Source organism: Streptomyces sp. NPDC041970, assembly GCF_055588985.1.
On record NZ_JBVJCD010000079.1, the window covers coordinates 1 to 23,519 of the forward strand.

Genomic DNA, 23,519 nt, shown 5'->3' on the forward strand with positions numbered 1-23,519 from the left:
CCCCTCCTCGCCCGGGTGGCCTTTTCCCTCCACTTTCCATCCGCGGAGGGTGGGGGTGCCCCCCCGGTTGTCGGCCAGGGGGGGAAAAGCCGGCGGGGGGGGGGGGGGGGGGGGGGCCGGCCCCCCCCCCGCGGCGGGGGCGAGGGCCCCCGCCGCCAGCACGGACGCGACGACGGCGGCGACGAGTGCTCGGACCGGGCTCATGGGGCCCGATCCCACCAGCGGGGCGGCGGTCCGGCAAGAGGGCGTCGCGGAGGCGCCTCAGACGGTCGGCGTGAGCACGATCTTCCCGAACTGCTCGCCGTCGGCCAGCCGTTGGAACCCCTCGCGGGCCCGGTCCAGCGGCAGCACCTCGTCGATGACCGGGCGCACGCCGGTGTGCGCGCAGAACGCGAGCAGGTCCTCCAGCTCGTCCTTCGTGCCCATCGTGGAGCCCACCACCTTCAACTCCAGGAAGAAGATGCGGGTCAGCTCGGCGTGGGCGGGGCGGTCCCCGCTGGTGGCCCCCGAGATGACGAGGGTGCCGCCGGGGCGCAGCGACTTCACCGAGTGGGACCAGGTGGCGGCGCCGACGGTCTCGATGACCGCGTCCACCCGCCGCGGGAGCCGCGCTCCGGGCTCGTACGCCTCCAACGCCCCCAGCTCGACGGCCCGTTCACGCCGGGCCCGGTCGCGGCTGGTGGCGAAGACCCGCAGCCCCGCGGCCTTCCCGAGGACGATCGCCGCGGTGGCGACCCCGCCGCCCGCCCCCTGGACCAGGACCGAGTCGCCGGGCCGCACCCCGGCGTTGGTGAAGAGCATCCGGTACGCGGTGAGCCAGGCGGTCGGCAGGCAGGCGGCCTCCTCGAAGGAGAGCTCCTTCGGCTTGGGCAGCACGTTCCAGGTGGGGACGGAGACCTGTTCGGCGAAGGCGCCCTGGTAGCGCTCGGTGAGGATGGAGCGCGGCTCCTTCGGCCCGACGCCGTGCCCGGACTGGCCGATCACGGAGTGCAGGACGACCTCGTTGCCGTCCTGGTCGACGCCCGCGGCGTCGCAGCCGAGGATCATCGGCAGCCGGTCCGCGGGGAGGCCCACGCCTCGCAGGGACCAGAGGTCGTGGTGGTTGAGGGAGGCGGCGCGGACGGTGACGGTGGTCCAGCCGGGGCGCGCCTCGGGGGCCGGGCGTTCGCCCAGCTCAAGGCCGTCGAGGGGCTGGTCGGGGTCGATGCGGGCTGCGTAGGCGGCGAACATGGCTCGACGATAGGCCGGGCGGGGGGCGCGCGTAACCGGACGCCCGTGTGACGCGCGCCAACCGGGCCCGCCGCGACCGCCCAGGGCGCTCCGGGCCGCCGCGCACCGGGCCGCGCCGCCGCCGAGCCGGTACCGCGCTCGGGCCGGCCCCGCCCGCACGGGCTCGTCGTCACGACCTGAGCGGCCGGCCCCGCCCGCGCGGGCCCGTCGTCACGACCTGAGCAGGACACCCCCGGTACGCGCCGCAGAGCCGGCACGAGGCGCCGCGCACCGAGCCGGCCGTGCTCCAGGGGCCGCCGACCTCCTGCCCGGTGCCGCGCGCCGTGCTCCGGTCCACCGTGCTCCGGTCCACCGCGCTCCGGTCCACCGGGACGGCGAAGCCTGCCCGGCGCCGCCCACCGCGCTCCGGCCCGCCGGGACGGCGAAGGGCGGGGCCCGCGCACCGGACCCCGCCCCGCCGCTCGGCGCGTCAGCGGCGCGCGACGCCCTCCGCCCGCGCGGCCGCCGCCACCGCGGCGGTCACCGCCGGGGCGACCCGCTCGTCGAACGGCGACGGGATGACGTAGTCGGCCGCCAGCTCGTCGCCGACCACGTCGGCCAGCGCGTCGGCCGCGGCGATCTTCATGCCCTCGGTGATCCGGGAGGCCCGGACCTGGAGCGCGCCGGCGAAGATGCCGGGGAACGCCAGCACGTTGTTGATCTGGTTCGGGAAGTCCGAACGCCCGGTCGCCACGACGGCCGCGTACTTGTGCGCGACCTCCGGGTGGATCTCCGGGTTCGGGTTGGCCATCGCGAAGACGAACGCGCCGGGCGCCATCGAGGCCACCGCCGCCTCCGGGACCGTACCGCCGGAGACGCCGATGAAGACGTCCGCGCCGGCCAGCGCCTGCTCCAGGGGACCGGAGAGGCCGGCCCGGTTGGTCAGTTCGGCCAACTCGCGCTTGACGTCGGTGAGGTCCTCCCGGTCGCGGCTGACGACGCCCTTGCGGTCGGCCACCGCGATGTCCCCGATCCCCGCCTCCAGGAGGAACTTGGCGATCGCCACGCCCGCCGCGCCCGCGCCGGAGATGACGCCGCGCAGGTCGCCCAGGGTCCGCCCGGAGAGCTTGGCGGCGTTGCGCAGGGCGGCGAGGGTGACGACGGCGGTGCCGTGCTGGTCGTCGTGGAAGACCGGGATGTCCAGGCGCTCCTGGAGCTTGCGCTCGATCTCGAAGCACCGGGGTGCCGAGATGTCCTCCAGGTTGACCCCGCCGAAGGAGGGGGCGAGCCGGACGACGGTGTCGACGATCTCGTCGGCGTCGGTGGTGGCGAGCGCGATCGGCACCGCGTCGACGCCGCCGAACTGCTTGAAGAGGATGGCCTTGCCCTCCATGACGGGGAGGGACGCCTCGGGGCCGATGTCGCCGAGGCCGAGAACGGCGGTGCCGTCCGTCACGACGGCCACGACCTGCGACTTCCAGGTGTAGTCGTGGACCAGCTCCGGGTTGTCGGCGATGGCGCTGCACACCTTCGCCACGCCGGGCGTGTAGGCGAGGGACAGGTCGTCCTTGTCCCGGATCGGGACGGTGGACTGCACGGCCATCTTCCCGCCCCGGTGGAGGGCGAAGGCCGGATCGAAGGGCTCGTCGGCCCCGAGGCCCGTCGCGCCCGCGCGCCGGGCGGCGCTGCTGTCGGTCGTGCTGTCGCTGCGAGGATTGACGATCTCCGCTGCCATGGTGTTGACCCCTTAGGTCTTCATCGTTTGAGGGTGGCCACTCCTGGTTGAGGAGGGGTGGGCGGGCACCGCGTACGTGCCCTGCGCCGGACGGTTGGCCCGTCCCGGCAGGGTGGGATACGCACGCGCGGGCGCGCCGCACACGCGCCCTGAGCCCCGGATGAGGGGTGTAAACGTCTTTCTTACCGGACGGACGATGTTACGGACGAGTCCATATCGAGGCGGTGACGTGACTCATAGTCGAATATCTGGACAAGTCGGCAAACCGGCATAAACACCACCCACCGGCCGAGACCCGCCGAAGATTCTCCGGCGGAAGCAAGAAATCCCCGCAGATGGTCCGGTCCTGACGTACCGGCCGGTTGAGGTTCGGGGGTCGCCCGTTATCCGATTTTGACATGACGGAATCCCTGAACGGCACAGTCCCAATGGCAGGATGCCGTCATCACACAAGGTGGCGACACTCGAAGGCGCGTGCCATGCCGCCGAGTCGCACCTCACCTCACCTGCCGGAGGATCTCGAACATGACCGCAAGCACCACGCGTCGTACGCCCGCCATGTCCCGGATCGCGGCGGTCGGCGCCATCGCGGTCGCCGGCACCCTGCTGCTCACCGCCTGCGGCGACCAGACCGACGGCGCCTCTCGGGAGAGCGGCAGCGGGAAGGCCACCAAGACCGGTGCGCCCCTGTTCTCCAAGTTGCCCGAGAAGTACCAGAAGTCGGGTGTCATCAAGGTCGGCACGAATGCCGAATACGCCCCGATGGAGTCGGTCGAGAACGGCAAGATCGTGGGGCTGGACCCTGATCTGGCCGCCGCGCTCGGCAAGCAGCTCGGGGTGCGGTTCGAGTTCACCTCGGGCTCCTTCGACGGTCTGATCACCGCTCTCAACTCCGGCCGCCACGACATCGCGATGTCGTCGATCACGGACAACAAGCAGCGCCAGGAGGGGCTGGACGATGCGGGCAAGAAGCTGGGCGAGGGCGTCGACTTCGTCGACTACTTCCTGGCCGGCACCGCCGTCTACACGAAGAAGGGCAACCCCGAGGGGCTGAAGTCCATCGAGGACCTGTGCGGCAAGACCGCCGCCGTGCAGCGCGACACGACGTACGAGAAGGCGCTGAAGACCCAGTCCAAGGCGTGTACGGACGCCGGCCGCAAGCCCGTGGAGATCGAGTCGTTCGACAACGACACCGAGGCCCAGACCCGCGTGAAGTCCGGCGGCGCGGTCGCCGGCGTCAACGACTACCCGGTCGCGGTCGACCTGGTGCGCAAGGCCAATGGCGGCAAGGCGTTCGAGATCATCGGCGAGCAGGTGGACGCCGGTCCGTTCGGCATCGCCGTCAAGAAGGACAACACCGGCCTGCGCGACGCCCTGAAGGAGGCCGTCGACGCGATCATCGCCGACGGCACGTACCAGAAGGTGCTCGACAAGTGGGGGGCCGGCACCGGAGCGATCGACAAGGCCGCCATCAACAGCGGCAAGTGACACCGGACGCTCCACTGAAGGGCAGTCACCATGACTGACAAGCACGACACGGCGCCCGCCGGCCCCACCGGCCCGGCGCCTCTCACCAAGACGGCCGATCCGGCCGTCCTCCGGGCGGCAGGGACGGCCCCGGAGGCCATCAGGGCCGTTCCCGTCCGCCACGTCGGCCGGTGGATCAGCGGTGTGCTGGTCATCGGCCTCCTGGCGGCGCTCGGTTACGCCTTCTCGCAGGGCGACATCCAGTGGCAGGCCGTCGGCGAGAAGGTCTTCGACAGCATGGTGCTCGCCGGGGCCGGCCGCACCCTGCTCATCAGCGTGCTCGCGATGGCGCTCGGCGTGGTGCTCGGCGTGGTGCTGGCCGTGATGCGGCTGGCCAAGAACCCGGTCACCAGTTGGGTGGCCTGGCTGTACATCTGGTTCTTCCGGGGCACCCCCGTCTACGTGCAGTTGCTGCTCTGGTTCAACCTGGCGCTGGTCTTCCCCGTCCTGAACATCCCGTTCGTCTACAAGGACGAGATGACGGACGTCATGACCCCGTTCATGTGCGCCCTGCTGGGCCTGGCCCTGAACGAGGCCGCCTACATGGCGGAGATCTGCCGCGCCGGCATCCAGTCCGTCGACGAGGGCCAGTCGGAGGCGGCGCACGCGCTCGGCATGACGCAGGCGAAGACCATGCGCCGCGTGGTCCTGCCGCAGGCGCTGCGCGTCATCATCCCGCCGACCGGCAACGAGTTCATCAACATGCTGAAGACCTCCTCGCTGGTCTACGCGGTCACGTACAACGAACTGCTGCGCTCCACCTCGCAGATCGGCTCCACGTCGTACGCGGTGATGGAGATGCTGTTCGTCGCGTCCATCTGGTACATCGTCATGACCAGTGTGTTCAGCGTCGGCCAGTACTACCTGGAGCGCCGCTTCGCGCGCGGCTCGCAGCGCGCGCTGCCGCTGACGCCGTTGCAGCGCCTCAAGGCCAACTTCTCCGCGTTCAGCAACCGGCCCTCCGGAGGTGTCTCCGCATGACCACCCCCATGGTGAAGGCCGAGGGCGTCCACAAGTCCTTCGGCGCCGCCCACATCCTCAAGGGCATCGACCTGGAGGTCGCCCCGCGCGAGGTGTTCTGCCTGATCGGCCCGTCCGGCTCCGGCAAGTCGACCTTCCTGCGGTGCATCAACCACCTGGAGAAGATCAACGCCGGCCGGCTCTCGGTCGACGGCGAACTGGTCGGCTACCGGCAGAAGGGCGACCAGCTCCACGAGCTGAAGGACAGCGAGGTCGCCCTCAAGCGCCGGGACATCGGCATGGTCTTCCAGCGCTTCAACCTTTTTCCGCACATGACGGCGGTCGAGAACGTCATGGAGGCCCCGGTCCAGGTCAAGGGCGAGGCGAAGGCCGTGGCGCGGGCCCGCGCCGAGAAGCTGCTGGACCGGGTGGGCCTGGCCGACAAGGCCGGCAACTACCCCTCGCAGCTCTCCGGCGGGCAGCAGCAGCGGGTGGCCATCGCCCGCGCCCTGGCGATGGAGCCGAAGCTGATGCTCTTCGACGAGCCGACCTCCGCGCTCGACCCGGAGCTGGTCGGCGACGTCCTGGACGTGATGCGCGGGCTGGCCGAGGACGGCATGACGATGATCGTCGTGACCCACGAGATGGGCTTCGCCCGCGAGGTGGGCGACGCGCTGGTCTTCATGGACGACGGCGTGGTGGTCGAGTCCGGCCACCCGCGCGACGTCCTGAACGACCCGCAGCACGAGCGGACGAAGGCGTTCCTGTCCAAGGTGCTGTAGCGCTGCGGCGGCGACGAGGGCGGTACGGGCCAGGGGTCCGTGCCGCCCTCCGGCGTCCGTGCGGCGCTCACCTCACGGCGAGCACCAGGGTGTCCGAGGGCGAGGCCCAGACCGCGCGGGCCTCGGCGAAGCCGGCGGCGAGCAGGGTGCGGGCGTGCCAGTCGGCGGAGGGCGTCTCGCCGTCCGCGTGCTCGCCGTAGATCGCGAACCGCTCGGCCGTGGGGCCGGCCAGGACCGGGTCCTTCGCGGCGAGGGCCCACCAGTCGGCCCAGTCCAGCGCCCCGGCCCCCTTGGCGCGCTCCATCGCGGCGTACCGGTGGGCGCGTTCGGCGGCGTTGATGCGGGGGGTGGCCGGGTCGATGGTGCGGTCGGCGTTCATGAACACCCCGCCCTCCCGGACGAGCCCGCCGAGCTGCCCGTAGAGCGCGGTGAGCGGCCCGGTGTGGAGCCAGTGCAGGGCGGTGGCGGTGAGGACGGCGTCGTACGAGGTGTGCGGCAGCCGGGAGGGCCAGTCCGGGTCCTTGAGGTCGGCGGTGACGAAGGCGACCCGGTCGTCGCCCTCGAAGGTGCCGCGGGCGATGGCCAGCAGCGCCGGGTCGAGGTCGACGCCGGTGCTGGTGGCGTCCGGGAACCGCTTGAGGAGGCGGTCGGTGATGCTGCCCGTGCCGCAGGCCAGGTCGAGCACCCGCGGCCGCGGCCCGACGACCGCCTCCACCATGTCCAGCATGACCCGGAACCGCTCCTCGCGGTCGGGCATGTACCACTCCTGCTGCCGGTCCCAGCTCTCCTGCCAGGACCGCCAGTCGACGCCTTCGGCCGTCTCCGCCACGTCACCCTCCACGTAATGCCCGATTCCAACAGCCGACCATTACACTGGCCGACACCCCGACTCTAGACCCGACTCCGTAAGGACTACAAGTGGAACTGGCCTATTACTCGGACTACGCCGTCCGTCTGGTCAACACCGAGGAGCCGGCCCGCAACAAGGACACGCTCACCTCGGTCGAGGCGGTACGGGAGCTGTTCGGCGCCAACCAGCAGGCGGCGCGGCGGGCGACGGACGCGGACGTGACCCGTTTCCGCTCCGTACGGGGGCGGTTGCGCGCGGTCTTCGAGGCGGCGGACGGCGGCGACGAGACGCTCGCGGTCGACCTGCTCAACTCGCTGCTGCTGGAGTTCCCGGTGAGCCCGCAGATCTCCGGCCACGACACCCGCGACGAGGACGGCCGCCCCGACTGGCACCTGCACCTGGCCGACCACCCGTCCAACGCGACCGCCGGGTACGCCGCCATCGCGGCCATGGGCCTGGCCTTCCACCTCACCGGCCACGGCGTCGACCGCCTCGGCCTGTGCGAGGCGCCGCCCTGCCGCAACGCCTACCTGGACACCTCCACCAACCGCTCCCGCCGCTACTGCTCGGACCGCTGCGCGACCCGCGCCAACGTGGCCGCCTACCGGGCCCGCAAGCGCCAGGAGGCGGAGCGCACCGGCCGCAGCGCGGAGACCGCCCAGCCCAGCACCGCCGCCACCGACCGCTGACCCTTCGCCAGGGGCCGGTAGCGCATCCGCACCCGCGCCAGCACCAGCTCCTCGGGGACGACCCCGTAGTCGGTGCTGTCCCCGCCCGCGAAGGTGTTGTCGCCCCGCACCCACCAGCCGCCGGGCCGCCGCTCGGCGGCCCGCTTGACCACGAGCAGGTCCTGCTGGAAGGGGTGGCGCAGGATCACCACGTCACCGGGGCGCACGGGCGCGCCGTACTCCACCAGCAGCAGGTCGCCGTGGTAGAGCGTGGGCACCATCGACGGCCCCGTCACCTCCACCACCCGCAGCGCACGCCGCGCCCCCAGCCCGCTCCCGGACCCCTGTCCCCGCTCCGGCATCTCCGGCACCTCCCGGTCCTCCTCCACCCCGTCGTCCCGCGCACCGCTCCGGCATTGCGCCGACAGCTCGTTTCCCACCCCGGACTTTTGACCTAAGCCCCAGGGGCAGCCGTGGAAAGCGGCGTCCCACGGAGTAATGTCCCACCTGAGAAGACGATCACGAGGAGGACAGCTCCATGCTTTCCCGCCTGTTTGCCCCCACGGTGAAGGTCAGCGCCCACTGCGACCTGCCCTGCGGCGTGTACGACCCGGCCCAGGCCCGCATCGAGGCCGAGTCGGTCAAGGCCGTCCAGGAGAAGTACCAGGCCAACGAGGACGCCGACTTCCGCACGCGCGCCATCCTGATCAAGGAGCAGCGCGCCGAGCTCGCGAAGCACCACATCTCGGTGCTCTGGAGCGACTACTTCAAGCCCCCGCACTTCGAGAAGTACCCGGAGCTGCACCAGCTCGTCAACGACACCCTGAAGGCGCTCTCCGCGGCCAAGGCGTCGAACGACCCGGCGACGGGCCAGAAGGCGCTGGACCTGATCGCCCAGGTCGACAAGATCTTCTGGGAGACCAAGCAGGCCTGATCTCTGGTCAGGCCGTCTGACCTGCGGTTTCGCTGGTCACGTCGCGCCTACCGGTCCGCACCCGGTCCGCGGGGCGCCGAGAACGGCGTCCGTCGCGGACCGGGTGCGGCGTTTCGGGGGCGGGGCCGCCCGGCCGCGGGAGCGGCATCCGCCTCGGCCCGGCGGTGCGCTACTCTCGTAACGAGACGATACGACTCGTCTCGGGACTGGCTCTCGGGACGGCGCTCGGGGAGATCCCCGGCATGGGCCACGCCCTCCCCCGCGCGGTGCACGCCCCCCTCGCCGCCGCGGTCCTGGACCACACGGGCCGGATTCGGCGCCGCCCGCGTACGGGGCGCGGAGCCGGTGGCGAGGGCTCCGAGGAACGCGTCGCGGCCGCGGGCGGGCCGCGCGTCCGGCCGGGCCCCGACCACCCGGACCGCGCGGAACGGTCGCGCGGGGACCGCTCACGGGCCGACGCGCGGTCGGGGCCCGCGGTCCAGTCCGGCAGACCGGTCGAGTAGTCCCGTTCAGTGGTCCGGGAGCAGGTGGCGGTAGCTGTCCGGGTTCGCCGCGAGGAAGTCCGCGAAGCTCTGCGCCGGGCGACCGGTGAGCGCGGGCACCGCGTCCGACACGGCGGCCAGCTCGCCGGCGGCGATGGCCTCGTACGAGGTGACCCAGCCGGCCACCTCCCACTCCTCGGCCCCGTAGCCGGACCGGGAGGCGTAGGCCTCCTCGCGGGTCTCGGGGACGTAGACGACGGCGCGTCCGGTGACGCGGCTCAGCTCCTCGGCGGCCTCCGCCAGGGTGAACGCCTCGGGTCCGGTGAGGTCGTAGGCCCGGTCGTCGTGGCCCGTCCCCTCGTCCAGCAGGACGGCCGCCGCGGCGTCCGCGACGTCGTCGTGGGCGACGGCCGCGACCCGGCCGTCCCCGCCGGGGCCGCGCATCACCCCGTCCGGGCCGGTCATCGCGGGGAGCCCGGCCAGGTACCAGTTGTCCCGCAGGAACGTGTGGCGCACGTCGGTCGTGCGGATGTGCGCCTCGGTGTACCAGTGGTCGCGGGCGAAGGTGAACGTGGCGTCGGGCGCGGCGCCCTGGAACGACAGGTACACGATCCGTTCCACGCCCACCGCCACGGCCGCGTCCACCGCCGTGACGTGCTCGCGCACCCGGTCGGGGCTCTCGTGGGCGGAGACCAGGAACAGGGTGTGCGCCCCGTCGAGGGCCCGGCGCATCGCCTCCCCGTCGCCGTAGGAGGCGGCGGGCGCGCGGTCGGCGCCGGGCAGGTCGGGGAGGCGGGCCGGGTCGCGGCCCAGCAGTCTGACGGGTGCGCCGGTCCGGGCGAGTCGCCGGGCGACCCGGCCGCCCACCGCTCCGCTCGCCCCGGTCACGGCGGTGAGGGTGTCGATCACTGTGGTGCGCCTTCCTCTCGTCGGTCCCCGTCCCAGGGCCGCACCTCCACGACCGCCGCCACCGGCAGGGGGCCGTACAGGTGCGGGAACTCCTCGCCGCCCGGCTCCAACGCCTCGTACCGGACGGGGTCGGCGAGGCGGGCGGGGTCGACGACCAGGACCACGAGGTCCCGGTCGTCGACCCCGTACAGCATCCGGGCCACGCCGGGGAGCTGGTGGGGCAGCGAGAGGTGGATGAAGCCCTCCTCCCGGAGGGTGCGGCCGCGGGTGGACATCGTGTACGTCCCGGTCCCGCGGGCCGCCTCCCACAAGGGTGCTTCGGCGAGGTGCAGCAGCGGTTCGCTCATCGCACCACGCTAACGGGCGCTGCTAGAGGGTGCGTCGGCGCGCCCTGCGCGTGACGACGAGGACCGTACCGCCCGCGGCCACCAGCGCTGCCGCGATGGACCCGATGAGCCACTCACCGCCCTCGGACCCGGTGTCGGGCAGGTGGCCCGGACGGCTCGGCGAGGAGGTCGGGCGCGGCGTGTGGTGGGACGGGGTCGGCTTCGGGTGCGTGGGGGTCGGGGTGGGGTGCGTGGGGGTGGGGTCCGTGGGGGTCGGGGTGGGGTGCGTGGGGGTGGGCGTGGGGTCCGTGCACGTGGGAGTGGGGGTGGGGGTCGGGTGCGTGTACGTGGGAGTGGGCGTGGGGTGCGTGGGCGTCGGGGTGGGGTCGGTCGGGGTGGGCGTGGGCGTCGGGTCGGTGGGGGTCGGCGTGGGCGTCGGGTCCGTGGGGGTCGGCGTCGGGGTCGGGTCCGTCGGCGTGGGCGTAGGCGTGGGATCAGTCGGCGTCGGGGTCGGCGTCGGGGTCGGGTCCGTCGGCGTGGGGGTCGGCGTCGGGTCCGTGGGCGTGGGGGTCGGCGTCGGGTCCGTGGGCGTCGGCGTAGGCGTCGGGTCCGTCGGCGTCGGCGTAGGCGTCGGGTCCGTCGGCGTCGGCGTAGGCGTGGGATCAGTCGGCGTCGGGGTCGGCGTCGGGTCCGTCGGGGTCGGCGTCGGCGTCGGCGTCGGGTCGGGTCCGCAGCTCGGCAGATCGCCGTCGAACGGGTACGCGTGGATCTCCTGGCCGCCGGAGAGGCCCGCCGACGTGTGGGTGAGCGAACCCGCCGTGTAGAAACGGCCATTGGTGCCGCTCATGTTCAGCACCGTCGTGCTCGTCGGCTGGCCGATCAGCACGCTGCCCTCGAACTGGGCCGGCCCGGTCAGCGACAGGTCGGTGGCGTCCGGGAAGTTCCACAGCAGGTGCTCGCGGAGCCCCTCGTTGGGGAACGCCCCCATGAACGTGGCGACGTTCCGGCTGGTGCCGTAGACGTTGACCAGGACGGTCGCGCCCGCGGGGATGCCGTTGAACACGAAGCCCGTGTTGCCGCCCGTCTGCGACTCCAGGTCCGCGTCCACGTCGAAGATCTGGATCGCCGACGTGCCGTCCCCGGTGAACGTGATGATGTCGCCGACCGTCTGCCAGGTGCCCGTCGCCGGGCGGTGCTCGTCGCCCACGTACGCGTAGCAGCGGCTGGCCTCGGTGAGTTGCGGGCGCAGCTCGGCGTACGGGGCCGTCGCGTCCGGGTCGAAGCGCGGCGCGGTCAACGGGTTCACCGTGCCGGTGAGGGTCCCCTCGTAGGCGACGCGGCCGGAGTGGGCGCCCTCCTCGGCCAGCAGGCGCTCTCCGGGGGCGATGGTGATGTCCCCGCCCACGGTCAGGTAGTCGGACCCGTCCGGCGGCGGCACCCGCGAACCGACGCCCGCGATGCCGACGTTGTACACCTGCGAGGCCCCCGGCCGCTTGTTCATGTCGAACCGGCCGAGGGTGACGACCTTCCCCTCCGCCTCGGCCGCCGCCTCCCGGACGAGGAAGTCCCCGCCGACGAAGACGTTGATGTTGCTGTCGTAGTTGGTGACCGGACCGTTGTTGGGGTCGTTCCAACTGCTCGGGCAGGAGTTGCCGAGGCAGGGTCCCAGTCCGCCCGGTAGCGGGTCCGCGCCCGCGGCCGGGGCCAGCGCGGCCACCATCGCCGCGGCCGTGGCCACTGTCACTGCTGCCCGGATTGCGTTGCCGCGCCTGCGCGCCTTCTGTTCCATGCCGCGCAATATGCATCTTTAACGCTTAGTCAGATTGTATGACACGCCGCTCTTGTCCGGTTGTGTAGCCCTATAGGATGTTTTAGACGCCCGACACGCGCAGCAGCGGCCGCCGCACAGGCCGGGAGCCTCGCCTCCCCTACCGGGTCCGGGCCGCGCCGCCGGGCGGGCAGGGGTGTGCAGCGGAGAGCGGTTCGCCGCGGGCCGTACGGGAGCGGGCCCGCCCCTCAGAGCGCGCGGGCCAGCGGGCTGTGGTGGCGCAGCAGCCACGCGTGGTAGCCGCTCGCCCGGCGCGCCGCGTCCCGGTAGGCGGCCTCCAGCTCCGCGTACACCACCGCCACGTCCATGCCGGGCCGGGAGACCAGCAGCAGCCGCACGGCGAGCGGATCGCCCCGCAGCGGGCGGATGGCCATGTCGTCGCGCGGGCCCGACGTGGGCTGGCAGGGGGCGACGGCCTCGCCGAGCACGACGAGGGAGGCGGCGGTGAGGTAGTCGCCGTGCAGCACGGGCGGGTTCAACCCGGCCGCGCCGAGCACCCGGCGCACCCCGTCCCACTCGCCGTCCACCGTCGGGTCCACCATCCAGGGGTCGCCCGCCAGGTCCCCCAGCTCCACCACCGGGCGGCGGGCGGCCGGGTGGTCGCGGGAGAGCGAGATGAACTGGGGTTCCCGGTCGACCAGCACCCGCTGCTCCAGGCCCTCCGGCACGGCGAGCGGGCAGCCCTCCACCTCGTGCACGAAGGCGACGTCCAGGCGGCCCGTCGCGACCGAGCGGAGCAGTTCGCGGGCCGAGACGTCCACCCGCAGCGAGATGTCGGTGCCGGGCAGGACGGCCCGCAGCCGCCGCAGCCAGCAGCCGATGACCCGGCTCGCGGTGGAGCCGACGCGCAGCCGGGGGCCCCGGCCGCGGTGGGCGTCGGCCTCCGCCAGCGCCTCGGTGACCAGGGCGTCCATGCCGTCCACCAGCGGGCGGGCGCGGCCGAGGACGGCCCTCCCCAGCGGGGTCGGGCGGCAGCCGGTGCGCTCGCGGCGGAACAACTCGGCGCCCAGCGTGTTCTCGATCCGCCGCAACTGCGTGGTCAGGGAGGGCTGGCTCACGCCGAGGCGGCGGGCCGCCTGGTGCAGACTGCCCGCGTCGGCGATGGCGCACAACGCTCTGAGGTGCCTCACCTCAAGCTCCATGCAGCGGACACTATGACCGCCCGCCCGCTCGCACCAGACGACGCAACCCGGCCAAACGGCGGTATTCCACCGGGAGTTGGCCGTACGGACGGTTGGCGGCCCCCTCCCGGCGAGGTGGGCGTGACAGGGATGGGCGGGCGCGGACGCGGTGGGTGCGCAGCGCGCGCCGGGCCGGGGATAGGGCGGCGCTATCGCCGGTTGGCATCATCCCCGGCGGCCGTCCGCACCCCCACACTCTCCCCGTACCGCCCCCGCGCCCTGTCCGGATGACGGACAACCCCCACGGCGCGGGTTCATCGGACAGGTAGGAGAAATCCCCCATGAGACACCTCAGGACCGCTGTCGCCTCCGTCGCCGCCGGGCTCGGCCTCCTCGCCGCGCCGGTCGCCGCCCCCGCGGTGGCCGCCGCTCCCGCCCCCGCCCCCGGTCCCGCCGCCGTCGCCGCGTACAACGCCTCCGGCGAGAACGCGGCGGCGAACCGCGCCTTCTTCGACGCGGTCATGAAGTCCGTCGCCGAGAAGCGCGCCGCCAACCCCGGCGCCCAGGCGGTCACGGTCGTCTACAGCACCTCCGGCGCGCCGTCCTTCCGCACCCAGATAGCCAACAGCACGCGGATCTGGAACAGCTCGGTCACCAACGTCCAGCTCCAGGAGGGCTCCGGCGCGGACTTCTCCTACCGCGAGGGCAACGACCCGCGCGGCTCCTACGCGAGCACCGACGGGCACGGCCGGGGCTACATCTTCCTGGACTACGCCCAGAACCAGCGCTACAACTCGACCCGCGTCACCACGCACGAGACCGGGCACGTGCTCGGCCTGCGGGACAACTACTCCGGACCGTGCAGCCAGCTCATGTCCGGTGGCGGCCCCGGCCCCTCCTGCACCAACGCGATCCCGGACGCCAACGAGCGGGCCCGCGTGAACCTCCTGTGGCAGAACGGCCTGGCCGCGCTCGCCCGCTCCTCCTCCTGACACCGGGCGCCTCCAGGCGCACCGGGCCCCGTCCCGGCCGTACGCGGCCGAGTCCGGCCGGTCCGTCTCCTCGGGCCGGCCGGCGCCCCGCGCGTCCCTTACGGCGCGGGGGCGCGGGCGGGTGCGCGGTCAGGCGAGTTCGAGGGGGAAGGCCCCCCGGTGGCCGGTGCCCGCGCCCTCGGCCGGGCGCTCCTCGAACTCGCGGCAGCTCCAGACCTCCTGGACGAACCCCGTCCGCCGGTCCCAGAGGTCCAGCACGTCGTCCTCGCCCGCCGTGCCCCGGTAGGCGTCCTTGGCCCCCCGGAAGCAGGCGAGGCCGCCGGAGAGGCCGCGGCCCGGCGCGGGGAAGTAGTCGGAGAACGCGCAGGCTATGCAGGTCTGCAGGCGTATGCCGTCCGGGAGGGCCCGCTGGACGGCGGCCAGGGCCGCGGCGAAGTCGCTCTCCGCGCGGGCCGATTCGTACACCGCGCCGTCCAGGTGGAGCGCCAGGTGCAGGTCCGGGTCGGCCCGGCGCAGGGAGAGCAGGCAGTGGAGCGTGGCGTGGCGGAGCGCGCCCGCGGCGAGGACGGGCAGCGGCAGGTCCCACTCCAGTACGCAGTCGGTGAGCGCGCCCTCCGCGAGGGCGAACATCCCGATCTCCGGGGGGATGCCCGCGACCGGCGCCAGGTCGTCGAAGCTCTCGCCCTCGAAGTCGACCCCCCGGATGCGGATGCGGAGCTGCTGCCCGTCCGTGGTCAGGACGACGGCGTCGGAACCCCGGTGGTCCCGGTACCAGCCGGCCCACGACTCATCTGTCATGAGCAGGGACTGTAGCCGCTCCCGGCGCTCCCCGCGGCCCGCCCTCCATGCGGGCTCAACTCGCGTGGGGTTCACGCCACATGGGCCACATGGACGGGCCGCCCGGCAGCTCCACGGCAGGGCCTCGGGAGCGGAATCCGAGCCGTTCGTACAGGGCGCGGCTGCGGGCGCTGCTCGCCTCCAGGTACGCCGGCAGCCCGTCCCGGTCGCAGCGCTCCAGCTCCGCGCCGATCAGCCCGGCCCCCAGCCCCTCCCCCTGCCGCTCGGGGGAGACGGCGACCATCAGCAGGTAGGCGTGGGCGCGGTCGTGCGGGTGGACGGCTCCGGTGAGCCGCCCCACCAGCTCGCAGCGCTCGTTGTCGGGGTCGGCGGTCCGCCGCATCAGGGCGGGCGTGGGGTCCTCCCCCTCGGGGGCCCCGGCGGGCGCCGGCAGCCACAGGGCCACCGCCGCGCCCTCCCCGGCGATGTCGATGTGCCCCTCGGCGAGGGCGGTGTCCACGAAGACGCCGAGGAACGCGCCGTGCACCGCCCGCCGGTGCGCCTCGTCGGGGAACACCCAGGCGCTGACCGGGTCGTCGTGGAACGCCTTCTCCATGACCGCGACGACGCGTTCCCGGTCGCTCCGGTCCGCCCGCTGTGTCCTCATGCCCATGAAAGAGTGCACCGCCCCTTCTGCCGCTTGCCGCAACCCCGGTGACGCATACCAGGGTTGAGGGTAGGCGGCCGGTCGCTCAGTCGCTCCTCCGGGTGACGAACTCCGCCAGGGCCAGCAGGTCGCCCGCGCCGCTCGGCTCGGGGACCGCCCGCGAGAGGTGGTGCAGGGCGCGGGCCATCCGGTCGGCCGCGCAGCTCTGGGCCCAGTCGCGGCCGCCGGCCCGGTCCACGGCGTCGGCCGCCCGGTCCACCTCCACCGACGTGGTCAGGGGGCCCCGGTAGAGGGCGGCCAGCTCGGCGGCGGCGGGGGCGCCCGAGGTGAGGGCGGCCACCACCGGCAGGGACTTCTTGTGGGCGGTCAGGTCCGCGCCGACCGGTTTGCCGGTGCGGGCCGGGTCCCCGTAGATGCCGATCAGGTCGTCGATGAGCTGGAACGAGAGCCCCGCCTCCCGGCCGAACCCGTCCATCGCCCGGACCGTCCGGTCCTCCGCCCCCGCGTAGAGGGCGCCGAGCGCACAGGCGCACCCCAGCAGCGCGCCCGTCTTGGCGGTCGCCATGGCCAGGCATTCGTCGAGCGTGATCTCGTCGGGGCCGCGCTCCTCGAAGGCGCAGTCCGCCTGCTGGCCCGCGCACAGCTCGATGACGCAGGAGGAGAGGCGGGCGGCGGCCCGGCCCGCGGCCGGGTGCGCGTCCTCGCAGAGCAGCCGCTGGGCGAGGGCGAGCAGGGCGTCTCCGGTGATGATGGCGTCCGGGACGCCGAAGACCGCCCAGGCGGTGGGCCGGTGCCTGCGGGTGGTGTCCTCGTCGATGACGTCGTCGTGGAGCAGGGTGAAGTTGTGCGTCAGCTCGACGGCGACGGCGGCGCGGACCGCCCGCTCGGGGTCGCCGCCGAGCGCGCGGGCGGCGGCCAGCACGAGCGCCGGCCGGATGGCCTTGCCGGCCCGGCCCGAGGCGGGCGTTCCGTCGGCGTTCTCCCAGCCGAAGTGGTACATGGCGACCCGGCGTATGCCGCCGGGCAGCGACTCCACGGCCGATCGCAGATGCGGGTCGACGACGGCGCGGGCGCGCTCCAGGAGCGCCGCGGCTTCGTGCCCTTCCGTGGCTGCGTCCGTACGGGTCATGGTCACGGTCACTCCCTGGGGGCGAGGCGGTGGGTGCGGGCCCCGGGGGCCGGGCGGTGTCGGCTGCCCGGCCCCCGGAGCGGATCGGGTCAGCGCCAGCGGCTGACCTCGACGTTCTCCAGCACGCCGAGGGCGTCCGGTACCAGGATGGCGGCTGAGTAGTACGCCGTCACGAGGTAGGAGATGATCGCCTGTTCGTCGATGCCCATGAAGCGGACCGAGAGACTCGGCTCGATCTCGTCGGGGATGCCCGTCTGCTGGAGGCCGATGACGCCCTGCTCGGACTCGCCGGTCCTCATGCAGATGATCGAGGTGGTGCGGGCCTCGGTGACCGGGATCTTGTTGCACGGGAAGATCGGCACCCCGCGCCAGGCGGGCAGGCGGTGGCCGCCGACGTCCACGCTGTCGGGGACGAGTCCGCGCCGGTTGCACTCGCGGCCGAAGGCGGCGATGGCGCGCGGATGGGCCAGGAAGAGCTTCGAGCCCCGGCGCCGGGAGAGCAGTTCGTCCATGTCGTCCGGGCTGGGCGTCCCGTCGTGCGGCTGGAGCCGCTGACCGTAGTCGCAGTTGGTGAGCAGACCGAACTCGGGGTTGTTGATCAGCTCGTGCTCCTGGCGCTCGCGCAGCGCCTCCACCGTGAGCCGCAACTGCTGCTCGGTCTGGTTCATCGGCTGGTTGTAGAGGTCGGCGACCCTGCTGTGCACCTTCAAGACCGTCTGCGCCACGCTCAGTTCGTACTCGCGCGGGGCGGCGTCGTAGTCGACGAAGGTGTGCGGGACGACCGCCTCGCCGACATGGCCGGCGGAGAGGTCGATCGCCGCCTCGCCGTGGCGGTTGGTCCGCTGGTGCGGGATGGAGAGCAGACCGGTGAGGTGGCCCCGGAGCGATTCGGCGCGCTCCGCGAGGTTGTACACGTCGGCGCGGCTCAGCGTCAGGAGGGTGCACGGGGTGACGGCGCGGGCGGTGTACTCCCACACCGCGTCGCCGTCGACCAGGCTGTGGTCGCCGAAGTACGCCCCGTCCGCGAGAACGCCCAGCTCCGCCTCCTCCCCGTACGGCCCGGAGCCGATCTTCTCGACCTTGCCGTGCGCCAGCAGGAAGATCCGGTCCGCCGGATCCCCCGAGGCGGCCAGCACCTCCCCCGCGGCCACGTCCCGCTGCTCGCACCTGCGGGCCAGTTCGGCCAGGACCTCCGCGTCCCCGAACCCCCGCAGGGCGGGCAGCTCGGCCAGCTCGGCCGGGATCACGGCCACCCGGCCCCCGGTCTGCACGAACGTCACCCGGCCGTCCCCGACCGCGTAGGTGAGCCGCCGGTTCACCCGGTACGTCCCGCCCTGCACCTGCACCCACGGCAGCGTCTTCAGCAGCCACCGGGAGGTGATCTCCTGCATCTGCGGCGCGGACTTGGTGGTCGTCGCGAGGTTCCGCGCTGCCGCCGTCCCCAGACTCTGCTGCGGCGGCGCCTGCGTGTCGCGAACCTCTTCACCAACGGACATCTGACGTCCTCTCCATCCTGGGCTGACCTGCCTGGCGAGCCTTTCAGCACGGAGAGTCGATCCGCCATTACACAAAAGAGTGTGACTAATCAGCCTTGGACTGGGGCATGTGCGCCACCGGACGGGCTGCCCGCTCCCCCGCCCGCCGGTCCGGCGGCGGTGGAGGGCGGCCGAAAGCGGCGGGCCGGGCGGTCTCCGGATCAGGCGACAATGGGCGGGTGAACCGCCCGCCCCGCCTCGACGCCCTCCTGCGGCCTCGGGTGCCCTCCCCCCTGCGGGAGGTCGACGACGAGCGCTTCGCGCGCCGCGGGGTCGCGCTGCTCCTCAAGCGGGACGACCTCATCCACCCGGAGCTGCCGGGCAACAAGTGGCGCAAACTCGTCCTCAACCTGGAGGCCGCCGCCGGGCGCCCCGTGCTGACCTTCGGCGGCGCCTACTCCAACCACCTGCGGGCCACCGCGGCGGCCGGCCGGCTGCTGGGGTTCGACACCATCGGCGTCGTCCGGGGCGACGAACTGGCCCACCGGCCCCTCAACCCGTCGCTCGCCCGGTGCGCGGCCGACGGCATGAGGCTGCACTTCGTGGACCGTGCGACGTACCGGGCGAAGTCCTCCCCCGAGGTGCTGGCGGAGCTGCTGAGCCGGTTCGGGGACGTGGAGGTCGTCCCGGAGGGCGGCAGCAACGCCCCGGCCGTCCTGGGCTGCGCGGCGCTGGGGCGCGAGCTGGCCGGGAAGGTCGACGTGGCGGCCGTGGCCTGCGGCACCGGAGGCACCCTCGCCGGTCTCGCCGCGGGGCTGGGCGCCGGGCAGCGGGCCCTGGGCGTCCCCGTGCTGCGCGGCGGCTTCCTCGGCGAGGCCGTGGCCCGCCTCCAGCGCGAGGCGTTCGGCGGCCCGGTCGGGAGCTGGTCGCTGGAGGAGCGCTTCGCCTTCGGCGGCTACGCCCGCACCACCCCGGAGCTGGAGGTGTTCGCCGCCGACTTCGAGGACCGCCACGGGCTCCCCGTGGAGCGCGTCTACGTGGCCAAGCTGCTGTACGCGCTGACCGCGCTGGCCGAGGAGGGGGCCTTCGCGCCGGGAGCGCGGGTGGGCGCCGTCGTCACCGCGACCCCCGGCCCCGAGCCCGTACCGACGCCGCCCGCCGCCCGGTAGGCCGCCGCGGGGACGGTTCGACCGTCCGGCGGCTGGGTACGTCAATGCGGCGCTGGTTCTTCGCAATTGGACGACGCAGACCCCTAGCCACTGTGCGTGTGCATGGACCTACCATGGGTGACGGCCGGAGCGCGGGGCCCGTAGGACACGGCATCATTGATCCGATAGCGTCGCCGAGCTGAGAACCGTCGACCGACCGCATGGCTCCGGGCCACCCTTCCCGGAACCTCGAAAGACTTTGTGCCACCTTGGAGGTGAGGGTGTCCCAGATCGCAGGCGAGCCCGGTAATCAGGACTTCGTGGAAGTCCGGCTGCCCGCCGCGGGCGCCTACCTGTCGGTGCTGCGGACGGCCACGGCCGGTCTCGCAGCCCGTTTGGACTTCACCCTCGACGAGATCGAGGACCTTCGCATCGCGGTCGACGAGGCCTGCGCGATCCTGCTCCAGCAGGCCGTGCCGGGCTCCGTCCTGAGCTGCGTCTTCCGTCTCGTCGACGACTCCCTCGAAGTGACGGTGTCGGCCCCCACCACGGACGGTCGCGCGCCCGAGCGCGACACCTTCGCCTGGACGGTGCTCTCCGCGCTGGCCGGCAAGGTCGACTCCACGGTCGCCGACGACCGTACGGTCAGCATCAGCCTCTACAAACAGCGCGGCGCGGGCCCCGGGCCGGCGTGAGCGAGGGGAACGGGGACGGTCCTGTGCGGGACGAGACGATCCGATCCGGGATGGTGCGCCCAGCAGGCGTCCCGGAGCAGCAGGCCCGTCCGCATCCGGTGGACGGAGCGGACGGGCCGCAGCGCCCCGACGTCGCGGTGGAGCAGCAGTCGCAGGCAGAGCGGGCGGGCCAGATGAGCGAGCACGGGCACCACGATCCACACGACCGCGGCGCGGCGCGCGCCCTCTTCGTCGAGCTGCGGGGGCTGCCCGACGGCTCCCCGGAGAAGGCCGAGCTGCGCAACCGGCTGGTGCGGATGCACCTGCCGCTGGTGGAGCACCTGGCCCGCCGCTTCCGCAACCGCGGGGAGCCCCTGGACGACCTGACCCAGGTCGCCACCATCGGGCTGATCAAGTCGGTGGACCGGTTCGACCCGGACCGGGGCGTGGAGTTCTCGACGTACGCCACCCCCACGGTCGTCGGCGAGATCAAGCGCCACTTCCGGGACAAGGGCTGGGCGGTGCGGGTGCCGCGCCGGCTTCAGGAGCTGCGGCTGTCGCTCACCACCGCCACCGCGGAGCTGTCCCAGCAGCACGGCCGCTCGCCGACGGTGCACGAGCTGGCGGAGCGGCTGGGCATCTCCGAGGAGGAGGTGCTGGAGGGGCTGGAGTCGGCCAACGCGTACAGCACGCTGTCGCTGGACGTCCCGGACACCGACGACGAGTCCCCCGCGGTCGCGGACACGCTGGGCTCGGAGGACGAGGCGCTGGAGGGGGTGGAGTACCGGGAGTCGCTCAAGCCGCTCCTGGAGGGCCTGCCACCGCGCGAGAAGCGCATCCTGCTGCTGCGCTTCTTCGGGAACATGACCCAGTCGCAGATCGCGCAGGAGGTCGGCATCTCGCAGATGCACGTCTCGCGGCTGCTGGCCCGGACGCTGGCGCAGTTGCGCGAACGCCTGCTCGTCGAGGAGTAGCCCCCGCCGCTCAGGCGTCGGGGGCCGTCCCCGCACCCCGGCGGATGCCCAGGACCTGGGTGGTCGCCGGGTTGAGGACGAGCACCAGGCCCGTCACGGCGACCGCCGCCAGGACGATGCCGGTGGGGATCAGCGCGCCCTGCGAGCGCAGCAGCGTCCAGGCCACCGGCAGCGCCATGATCTGGGTGATCAGCGCGGGGCCCCGGCTCCAGCCGCGCAGCAGGAGCAGGCCGCGCGCGGCGAACAGCGGGATCGCGCCGAGGGCGATCAGCGTGATGCCCACCGTCTCCGCCTGCTGGGGGCTCTCGGGGCGCCCGAGCACCCCCATGACGAGCAGGTAGACGCCGCCGATGGCGAGCGCCGCGCCTTCGAGGGCGTTGACCCCGGCGAGGACGGTGATCCGGGTCGGGCGCTCGGCGGAGGAGGGCGGCGGGGTGGACGAGGTCTGCTGAGTGCTCACGTCCTTCAGGTTGGCATCCCCGGCGCCCGGAGGCGAAGCCGGGGGTGTACGGGCGCGGCGGCCGGCCGGAGGGGGCTCACGGTGCGTGACCGGCACGGAACGGGGCGAACGGGGCCGCGGGTCCCGTCCGCCCGCTAGGTAGGCTTGCGGACATGCGCGCACTCCTCGTGGTCAATCCCGCTGCTACCACCACCAGCGCGCGGACCCGTGACGTGCTGATCCACGCGCTGGCCAGCGAGATGAAGCTGGAGGCGGTGACCACCGAGTACCGGGGGCACGCACGGGACCTGGGCCGGCTGGCGGCCGACGGCGACGACGTCGACCTGGTGGTCGCCCTCGGCGGCGACGGCACGGTCAACGAGGTCGTGAACGGGCTGCTGCACCGGGGTCCGGACGTGGACCGCCTGCCGAAGCTCGCCGTGGTGCCCGGCGGTTCGACCAATGTGTTCGCGCGGGCGCTGGGCCTGCCCAATGACGCGGTGGAGGCGACGGGAGCGATTCTCGACGCCCTGGCGAACCGGAGCGAACGCACGGTCGGCCTCGGTCTCGCCGCCGGCACCGCGGGCACACCGGACGAATCCGTGCCGGAACGCTGGTTCACTTTCTGTGCGGGTCTCGGATTCGACGCGGGAGTGGTCGGCCGGGTCGAACAGAAACGCGAGGGCGGCAAACGTTCGACCCATGCGCTGTACGTGCGCCAGGTGATGCGCCAGTTCCTCGACGAGGCCCACCGCAGACACGGGACGATCACGCTCGACGTGCCCGGCCGGGACCCGGTCGCCGATCTCGCGCTCTCCATCGTCTGCAACACCGCCCCCTGGACCTACCTGGGCAATCGCCCGGTCTACGCCTCGCCGAGAGCCTCTTTCGACACGGCTCTGGACGTCCTCGGACTGAAGCGGCTGTCCACCGCGGCGGTGGCCCGGTACGGCACCCAGTTGCTCACGTCGAGCCCCGAGAGAGGCCCCCGCGGCAAGCACGCTGTTTCACTGCATGACCTCACGGACTTCACCTTGCATTCAAAGGTCCCCCTCCCCTTCCAGGTGGACGGCGACCACTTGGGACTGCGTACGAGCGTGACGTTCACAGGCGTTCGCCATGCACTGCGTGTGATTGTGTGAGTGGAAGGGCCCAAAGTCCTTTAACTCGAACGTTTGGACTGGCCCCCACCCCTAAGAAGTGCGGCTGTGACCTAGTCGACACCGAGGAATCAAAAAAAACTTTCCAGAAGGGGTTGTATCCGCCGCCGAGGTTTGCGAATCTCTACATGGCGATCGGGACGGCCCGCAGCACCGGCCTCCCTGGTAGCCAGAACCCCTCCTCACCTCACAGACCACACCCAGTCCATCTGGGGGTCGGCCCGTCATCTGCGGGGGGATTCGTGAAAGCGTTCACATTCACAAGCACCAGCGTGTAATACCAAGGAGAGGTAGCAGCCATGGACTGGCGTCACAACGCCGTTTGTCGTGAGGAAGACCCCGAGCTGTTCTTCCCCATCGGCAACACCGGTCCTGCGCTGCTGCAGATCGAGGAAGCCAAGGCTGTCTGCCGCCGCTGCCCCGTCATGGAGCAGTGCTTGCAGTGGGCGCTCGAGTCCGGCCAGGACTCCGGCGTCTGGGGTGGCCTCAGCGAGGACGAGCGCCGCGCGATGAAGCGCCGCGCCGCTCGCAACCGGGCGCGTAACGCCAGCGCCTGAGCGACCCCGCACCACCCCTCAGCCCGGCGGCGCGCACAGAGCGTGCGCACAGCCCCGCCTTCGAGTCGCAGCGCGCAGTACCCCGAAGCGCATCGCAACGTGAACACACGGAGCGGGGGGGGGGGGGGGGGCCCGGGGGGGGGGGGGTGGGTTTTTGTGTTTTTCTCTCCCCCCTTTTTTTTTTCGCACGGAGGGT

The 23,519-nt window shown here is 72.9% G+C and carries 24 protein-coding genes and 1 pseudogene; 12 read left to right on the top strand and 13 right to left on the bottom strand.

Annotated features, from left to right (window positions below; genetic code table 11):
• Positions 1 to 261: 261 nt before the first annotated feature.
• Together ACZ6EJ_RS25770 and ACZ6EJ_RS25775 are read right to left on the bottom strand one after the other, a co-directional pair.
• On the bottom strand, positions 262 to 1,230 hold the full coding sequence (locus ACZ6EJ_RS25770; protein WP_469270383.1) for a zinc-binding dehydrogenase: 969 nt from the start codon (positions 1,228 to 1,230) through the stop codon (positions 262 to 264).
• 469 nt (positions 1,231 to 1,699) lie between these two features.
• Complete coding sequence (locus tag ACZ6EJ_RS25775) at positions 1,700 to 2,944, bottom strand: NAD(P)-dependent malic enzyme (protein ID WP_469270384.1); 1,245 nt, start codon at positions 2,942 to 2,944, stop codon at positions 1,700 to 1,702.
• A gap of 525 nt (positions 2,945 to 3,469) precedes the next feature.
• Between ACZ6EJ_RS25775 and ACZ6EJ_RS25780 the strand changes: the two genes are divergently transcribed.
• Genes ACZ6EJ_RS25780 through ACZ6EJ_RS25790 form a run of 3 tightly spaced genes read left to right on the top strand, consistent with a single transcriptional unit; the run spans position 3,470 to position 6,213 of the window.
• Positions 3,470 to 4,432, top strand: a complete 963-nt coding sequence (locus ACZ6EJ_RS25780; RefSeq protein WP_469270385.1) for an ABC transporter substrate-binding protein — start codon at positions 3,470 to 3,472, stop codon at positions 4,430 to 4,432.
• Positions 4,433 to 4,462: 30 nt separating this feature from the next.
• Positions 4,463 to 5,452, top strand: coding sequence for an amino acid ABC transporter permease (locus tag ACZ6EJ_RS25785; protein WP_469270387.1), 990 nt, complete (start codon positions 4,463 to 4,465; stop codon positions 5,450 to 5,452).
• The gene (locus tag ACZ6EJ_RS25790) at positions 5,449 to 6,213 is read left to right on the top strand and encodes an amino acid ABC transporter ATP-binding protein (RefSeq protein WP_469270388.1); all 765 of its coding nucleotides are present in this window, start codon (positions 5,449 to 5,451) and stop codon (positions 6,211 to 6,213) included. Before ACZ6EJ_RS25785 ends, ACZ6EJ_RS25790 begins: the two co-directional genes overlap by 4 nt.
• Positions 6,214 to 6,280: 67 nt before the next feature.
• On the opposite strand, the gene ACZ6EJ_RS25795 is transcribed toward ACZ6EJ_RS25790, so the two are convergent.
• Positions 6,281 to 7,054: a class I SAM-dependent methyltransferase gene (locus tag ACZ6EJ_RS25795; RefSeq protein ID WP_469270390.1), complete on the bottom strand. Its 774-nt coding sequence runs from the start codon at positions 7,052 to 7,054 to the stop codon at positions 6,281 to 6,283.
• A 77-nt stretch (positions 7,055 to 7,131) separates the two neighbouring features.
• On the opposite strand from ACZ6EJ_RS25795, the gene ACZ6EJ_RS25800 reads away from it, so the two are divergent.
• Positions 7,132 to 7,752, top strand: a complete 621-nt coding sequence (locus ACZ6EJ_RS25800; protein WP_469270392.1) for a CGNR zinc finger domain-containing protein — start codon at positions 7,132 to 7,134, stop codon at positions 7,750 to 7,752.
• Here the strand turns inward: ACZ6EJ_RS25800 and sodX are convergent.
• A complete protein-coding gene (sodX, locus tag ACZ6EJ_RS25805; protein WP_469270417.1) occupies positions 7,665 to 8,093 on the bottom strand; it encodes a nickel-type superoxide dismutase maturation protease in 429 nt (142 codons plus the stop codon). The genes ACZ6EJ_RS25800 and sodX overlap by 88 nt on opposite strands.
• Positions 8,094 to 8,269: 176 nt before the next feature.
• On the opposite strand from sodX, the gene sodN reads away from it, so the two are divergent.
• Positions 8,270 to 8,665, top strand: a complete 396-nt coding sequence (gene sodN / locus ACZ6EJ_RS25810) for a superoxide dismutase, Ni (RefSeq protein WP_469270394.1) — start codon at positions 8,270 to 8,272, stop codon at positions 8,663 to 8,665.
• Positions 8,666 to 8,880: 215 nt separating this feature from the next.
• A pseudogene (locus tag ACZ6EJ_RS25815) lies at positions 8,881 to 8,976 on the top strand (alpha/beta fold hydrolase); the annotation flags it as partial.
• Between the two features lie 198 nt (positions 8,977 to 9,174).
• Here ACZ6EJ_RS25815 and ACZ6EJ_RS25820 read toward each other — a convergent pair.
• From ACZ6EJ_RS25820 to ACZ6EJ_RS25835, 4 genes are all read right to left on the bottom strand, one after another.
• Entirely contained in the window at positions 9,175 to 10,056 is an 882-nt protein-coding gene (locus ACZ6EJ_RS25820; protein ID WP_469270396.1) for an NAD(P)H-binding protein, read from the bottom strand.
• Positions 10,053 to 10,403 carry a DUF952 domain-containing protein gene (locus ACZ6EJ_RS25825; protein WP_469270398.1) on the bottom strand — a complete coding sequence of 117 codons (351 nt, stop codon included), beginning with the start codon at positions 10,401 to 10,403 and terminating at the stop codon, positions 10,053 to 10,055. Before ACZ6EJ_RS25825 ends, ACZ6EJ_RS25820 begins: the two co-directional genes overlap by 4 nt.
• A gap of 22 nt (positions 10,404 to 10,425) precedes the next feature.
• Positions 10,426 to 12,171, bottom strand: coding sequence for a choice-of-anchor A family protein (locus ACZ6EJ_RS25830; protein WP_469270400.1), 1,746 nt, complete (start codon positions 12,169 to 12,171; stop codon positions 10,426 to 10,428).
• Between the two features lie 227 nt (positions 12,172 to 12,398).
• Positions 12,399 to 13,352 carry a LysR family transcriptional regulator gene (locus ACZ6EJ_RS25835; RefSeq protein ID WP_469270401.1) on the bottom strand — a complete coding sequence of 318 codons (954 nt, stop codon included), beginning with the start codon at positions 13,350 to 13,352 and terminating at the stop codon, positions 12,399 to 12,401.
• A 320-nt stretch (positions 13,353 to 13,672) separates the two neighbouring features.
• Here ACZ6EJ_RS25835 and snpA point away from each other — a divergent pair, with 320 nt between their 5' ends.
• Complete coding sequence (snpA, locus tag ACZ6EJ_RS25840; protein WP_469270402.1) at positions 13,673 to 14,323, top strand: snapalysin; 651 nt, start codon at positions 13,673 to 13,675, stop codon at positions 14,321 to 14,323.
• 129 nt (positions 14,324 to 14,452) lie between these two features.
• Here snpA and ACZ6EJ_RS25845 read toward each other — a convergent pair whose 3' ends face one another.
• The 4 genes from ACZ6EJ_RS25845 to ACZ6EJ_RS25860 form a co-directional block, all read right to left on the bottom strand.
• Positions 14,453 to 15,121: a DUF6304 family protein gene (locus ACZ6EJ_RS25845; protein WP_469270404.1), complete on the bottom strand. Its 669-nt coding sequence runs from the start codon at positions 15,119 to 15,121 to the stop codon at positions 14,453 to 14,455.
• A 55-nt stretch (positions 15,122 to 15,176) separates the two neighbouring features.
• The gene (locus tag ACZ6EJ_RS25850; protein WP_469270405.1) at positions 15,177 to 15,773 is read right to left on the bottom strand and encodes a GNAT family N-acetyltransferase; all 597 of its coding nucleotides are present in this window, start codon (positions 15,771 to 15,773) and stop codon (positions 15,177 to 15,179) included.
• A gap of 79 nt (positions 15,774 to 15,852) precedes the next feature.
• Positions 15,853 to 16,896, bottom strand: a complete 1,044-nt coding sequence (locus ACZ6EJ_RS25855) for a family 2 encapsulin nanocompartment cargo protein polyprenyl transferase (protein WP_469270407.1) — start codon at positions 16,894 to 16,896, stop codon at positions 15,853 to 15,855.
• Between the two features lie 89 nt (positions 16,897 to 16,985).
• Positions 16,986 to 18,392 (bottom strand): family 2B encapsulin nanocompartment shell protein, encoded by a 1,407-nt coding sequence (locus ACZ6EJ_RS25860; RefSeq protein ID WP_469270408.1) that lies wholly within the window; start codon positions 18,390 to 18,392, stop codon positions 16,986 to 16,988.
• A 218-nt stretch (positions 18,393 to 18,610) separates the two neighbouring features.
• Between ACZ6EJ_RS25860 and ACZ6EJ_RS25865 the strand changes: the two genes are divergently transcribed.
• The 3 genes from ACZ6EJ_RS25865 to ACZ6EJ_RS25875 all read left to right on the top strand — a co-directional run bounded on the left by ACZ6EJ_RS25865 (position 18,611) and on the right by ACZ6EJ_RS25875 (position 21,167).
• The gene (locus tag ACZ6EJ_RS25865; protein ID WP_469270410.1) at positions 18,611 to 19,540 is read left to right on the top strand and encodes a 1-aminocyclopropane-1-carboxylate deaminase/D-cysteine desulfhydrase; all 930 of its coding nucleotides are present in this window, start codon (positions 18,611 to 18,613) and stop codon (positions 19,538 to 19,540) included.
• Positions 19,541 to 19,800: 260 nt separating this feature from the next.
• Positions 19,801 to 20,214, top strand: a complete 414-nt coding sequence (locus ACZ6EJ_RS25870) for an ATP-binding protein (RefSeq protein WP_003966375.1) — start codon at positions 19,801 to 19,803, stop codon at positions 20,212 to 20,214.
• Between the two features lie 23 nt (positions 20,215 to 20,237).
• The gene (locus tag ACZ6EJ_RS25875) at positions 20,238 to 21,167 is read left to right on the top strand and encodes an RNA polymerase sigma factor SigF (protein ID WP_469270413.1); all 930 of its coding nucleotides are present in this window, start codon (positions 20,238 to 20,240) and stop codon (positions 21,165 to 21,167) included.
• A gap of 10 nt (positions 21,168 to 21,177) precedes the next feature.
• Here ACZ6EJ_RS25875 and ACZ6EJ_RS25880 read toward each other — a convergent pair whose 3' ends face one another.
• Positions 21,178 to 21,627: a hypothetical protein gene (locus ACZ6EJ_RS25880; RefSeq protein ID WP_469270414.1), complete on the bottom strand. Its 450-nt coding sequence runs from the start codon at positions 21,625 to 21,627 to the stop codon at positions 21,178 to 21,180.
• A 152-nt stretch (positions 21,628 to 21,779) separates the two neighbouring features.
• On the opposite strand from ACZ6EJ_RS25880, the gene ACZ6EJ_RS25885 reads away from it, so the two are divergent.
• Positions 21,780 to 22,748 (top strand): diacylglycerol/lipid kinase family protein, encoded by a 969-nt coding sequence (locus ACZ6EJ_RS25885; protein WP_469270416.1) that lies wholly within the window; start codon positions 21,780 to 21,782, stop codon positions 22,746 to 22,748.
• A gap of 317 nt (positions 22,749 to 23,065) precedes the next feature.
• Positions 23,066 to 23,323, top strand: a complete 258-nt coding sequence (locus tag ACZ6EJ_RS25890; RefSeq protein WP_003953983.1) for a WhiB family transcriptional regulator — start codon at positions 23,066 to 23,068, stop codon at positions 23,321 to 23,323.
• Positions 23,324 to 23,519: the final 196 nt, after the last annotated feature.

What these genes read in the sequence shown, in the direction of transcription:
- ACZ6EJ_RS25770 (WP_469270383.1), bottom strand. Translation starts at nt 1,230, where the DNA reads ATGTTCGCCGCCTACGCAGCCCGCATCGACCCCGACCAGCCCCTCGAC.
- ACZ6EJ_RS25775 (WP_469270384.1), bottom strand. Translation starts at nt 2,944, where the DNA reads ATGGCAGCGGAGATCGTCAATCCTCGCAGCGACAGCACGACCGACAGC.
- ACZ6EJ_RS25780 (WP_469270385.1), top strand. Translation starts at nt 3,470, where the DNA reads ATGACCGCAAGCACCACGCGTCGTACGCCCGCCATGTCCCGGATCGCG.
- ACZ6EJ_RS25785 (WP_469270387.1), top strand. Translation starts at nt 4,463, where the DNA reads ATGACTGACAAGCACGACACGGCGCCCGCCGGCCCCACCGGCCCGGCG.
- ACZ6EJ_RS25790 (WP_469270388.1), top strand. Translation starts at nt 5,449, where the DNA reads ATGACCACCCCCATGGTGAAGGCCGAGGGCGTCCACAAGTCCTTCGGC.
- sodX (WP_469270417.1), bottom strand. Translation starts at nt 8,093, where the DNA reads ATGCCGGAGCGGGGACAGGGGTCCGGGAGCGGGCTGGGGGCGCGGCGT.
- sodN (WP_469270394.1), top strand. Translation starts at nt 8,270, where the DNA reads ATGCTTTCCCGCCTGTTTGCCCCCACGGTGAAGGTCAGCGCCCACTGC.
- ACZ6EJ_RS25825 (WP_469270398.1), bottom strand. Translation starts at nt 10,403, where the DNA reads ATGAGCGAACCGCTGCTGCACCTCGCCGAAGCACCCTTGTGGGAGGCG.
- ACZ6EJ_RS25830 (WP_469270400.1), bottom strand. Translation starts at nt 12,171, where the DNA reads ATGGAACAGAAGGCGCGCAGGCGCGGCAACGCAATCCGGGCAGCAGTG.
- ACZ6EJ_RS25835 (WP_469270401.1), bottom strand. Translation starts at nt 13,352, where the DNA reads ATGGAGCTTGAGGTGAGGCACCTCAGAGCGTTGTGCGCCATCGCCGAC.
- snpA (WP_469270402.1), top strand. Translation starts at nt 13,673, where the DNA reads ATGAGACACCTCAGGACCGCTGTCGCCTCCGTCGCCGCCGGGCTCGGC.
- ACZ6EJ_RS25845 (WP_469270404.1), bottom strand. Translation starts at nt 15,121, where the DNA reads ATGACAGATGAGTCGTGGGCCGGCTGGTACCGGGACCACCGGGGTTCC.
- ACZ6EJ_RS25850 (WP_469270405.1), bottom strand. Translation starts at nt 15,773, where the DNA reads ATGGGCATGAGGACACAGCGGGCGGACCGGAGCGACCGGGAACGCGTC.
- ACZ6EJ_RS25855 (WP_469270407.1), bottom strand. Translation starts at nt 16,896, where the DNA reads ATGACCCGTACGGACGCAGCCACGGAAGGGCACGAAGCCGCGGCGCTC.
- ACZ6EJ_RS25860 (WP_469270408.1), bottom strand. Translation starts at nt 18,392, where the DNA reads ATGTCCGTTGGTGAAGAGGTTCGCGACACGCAGGCGCCGCCGCAGCAG.
- ACZ6EJ_RS25885 (WP_469270416.1), top strand. Translation starts at nt 21,780, where the DNA reads ATGCGCGCACTCCTCGTGGTCAATCCCGCTGCTACCACCACCAGCGCG.
- ACZ6EJ_RS25890 (WP_003953983.1), top strand. Translation starts at nt 23,066, where the DNA reads ATGGACTGGCGTCACAACGCCGTTTGTCGTGAGGAAGACCCCGAGCTG.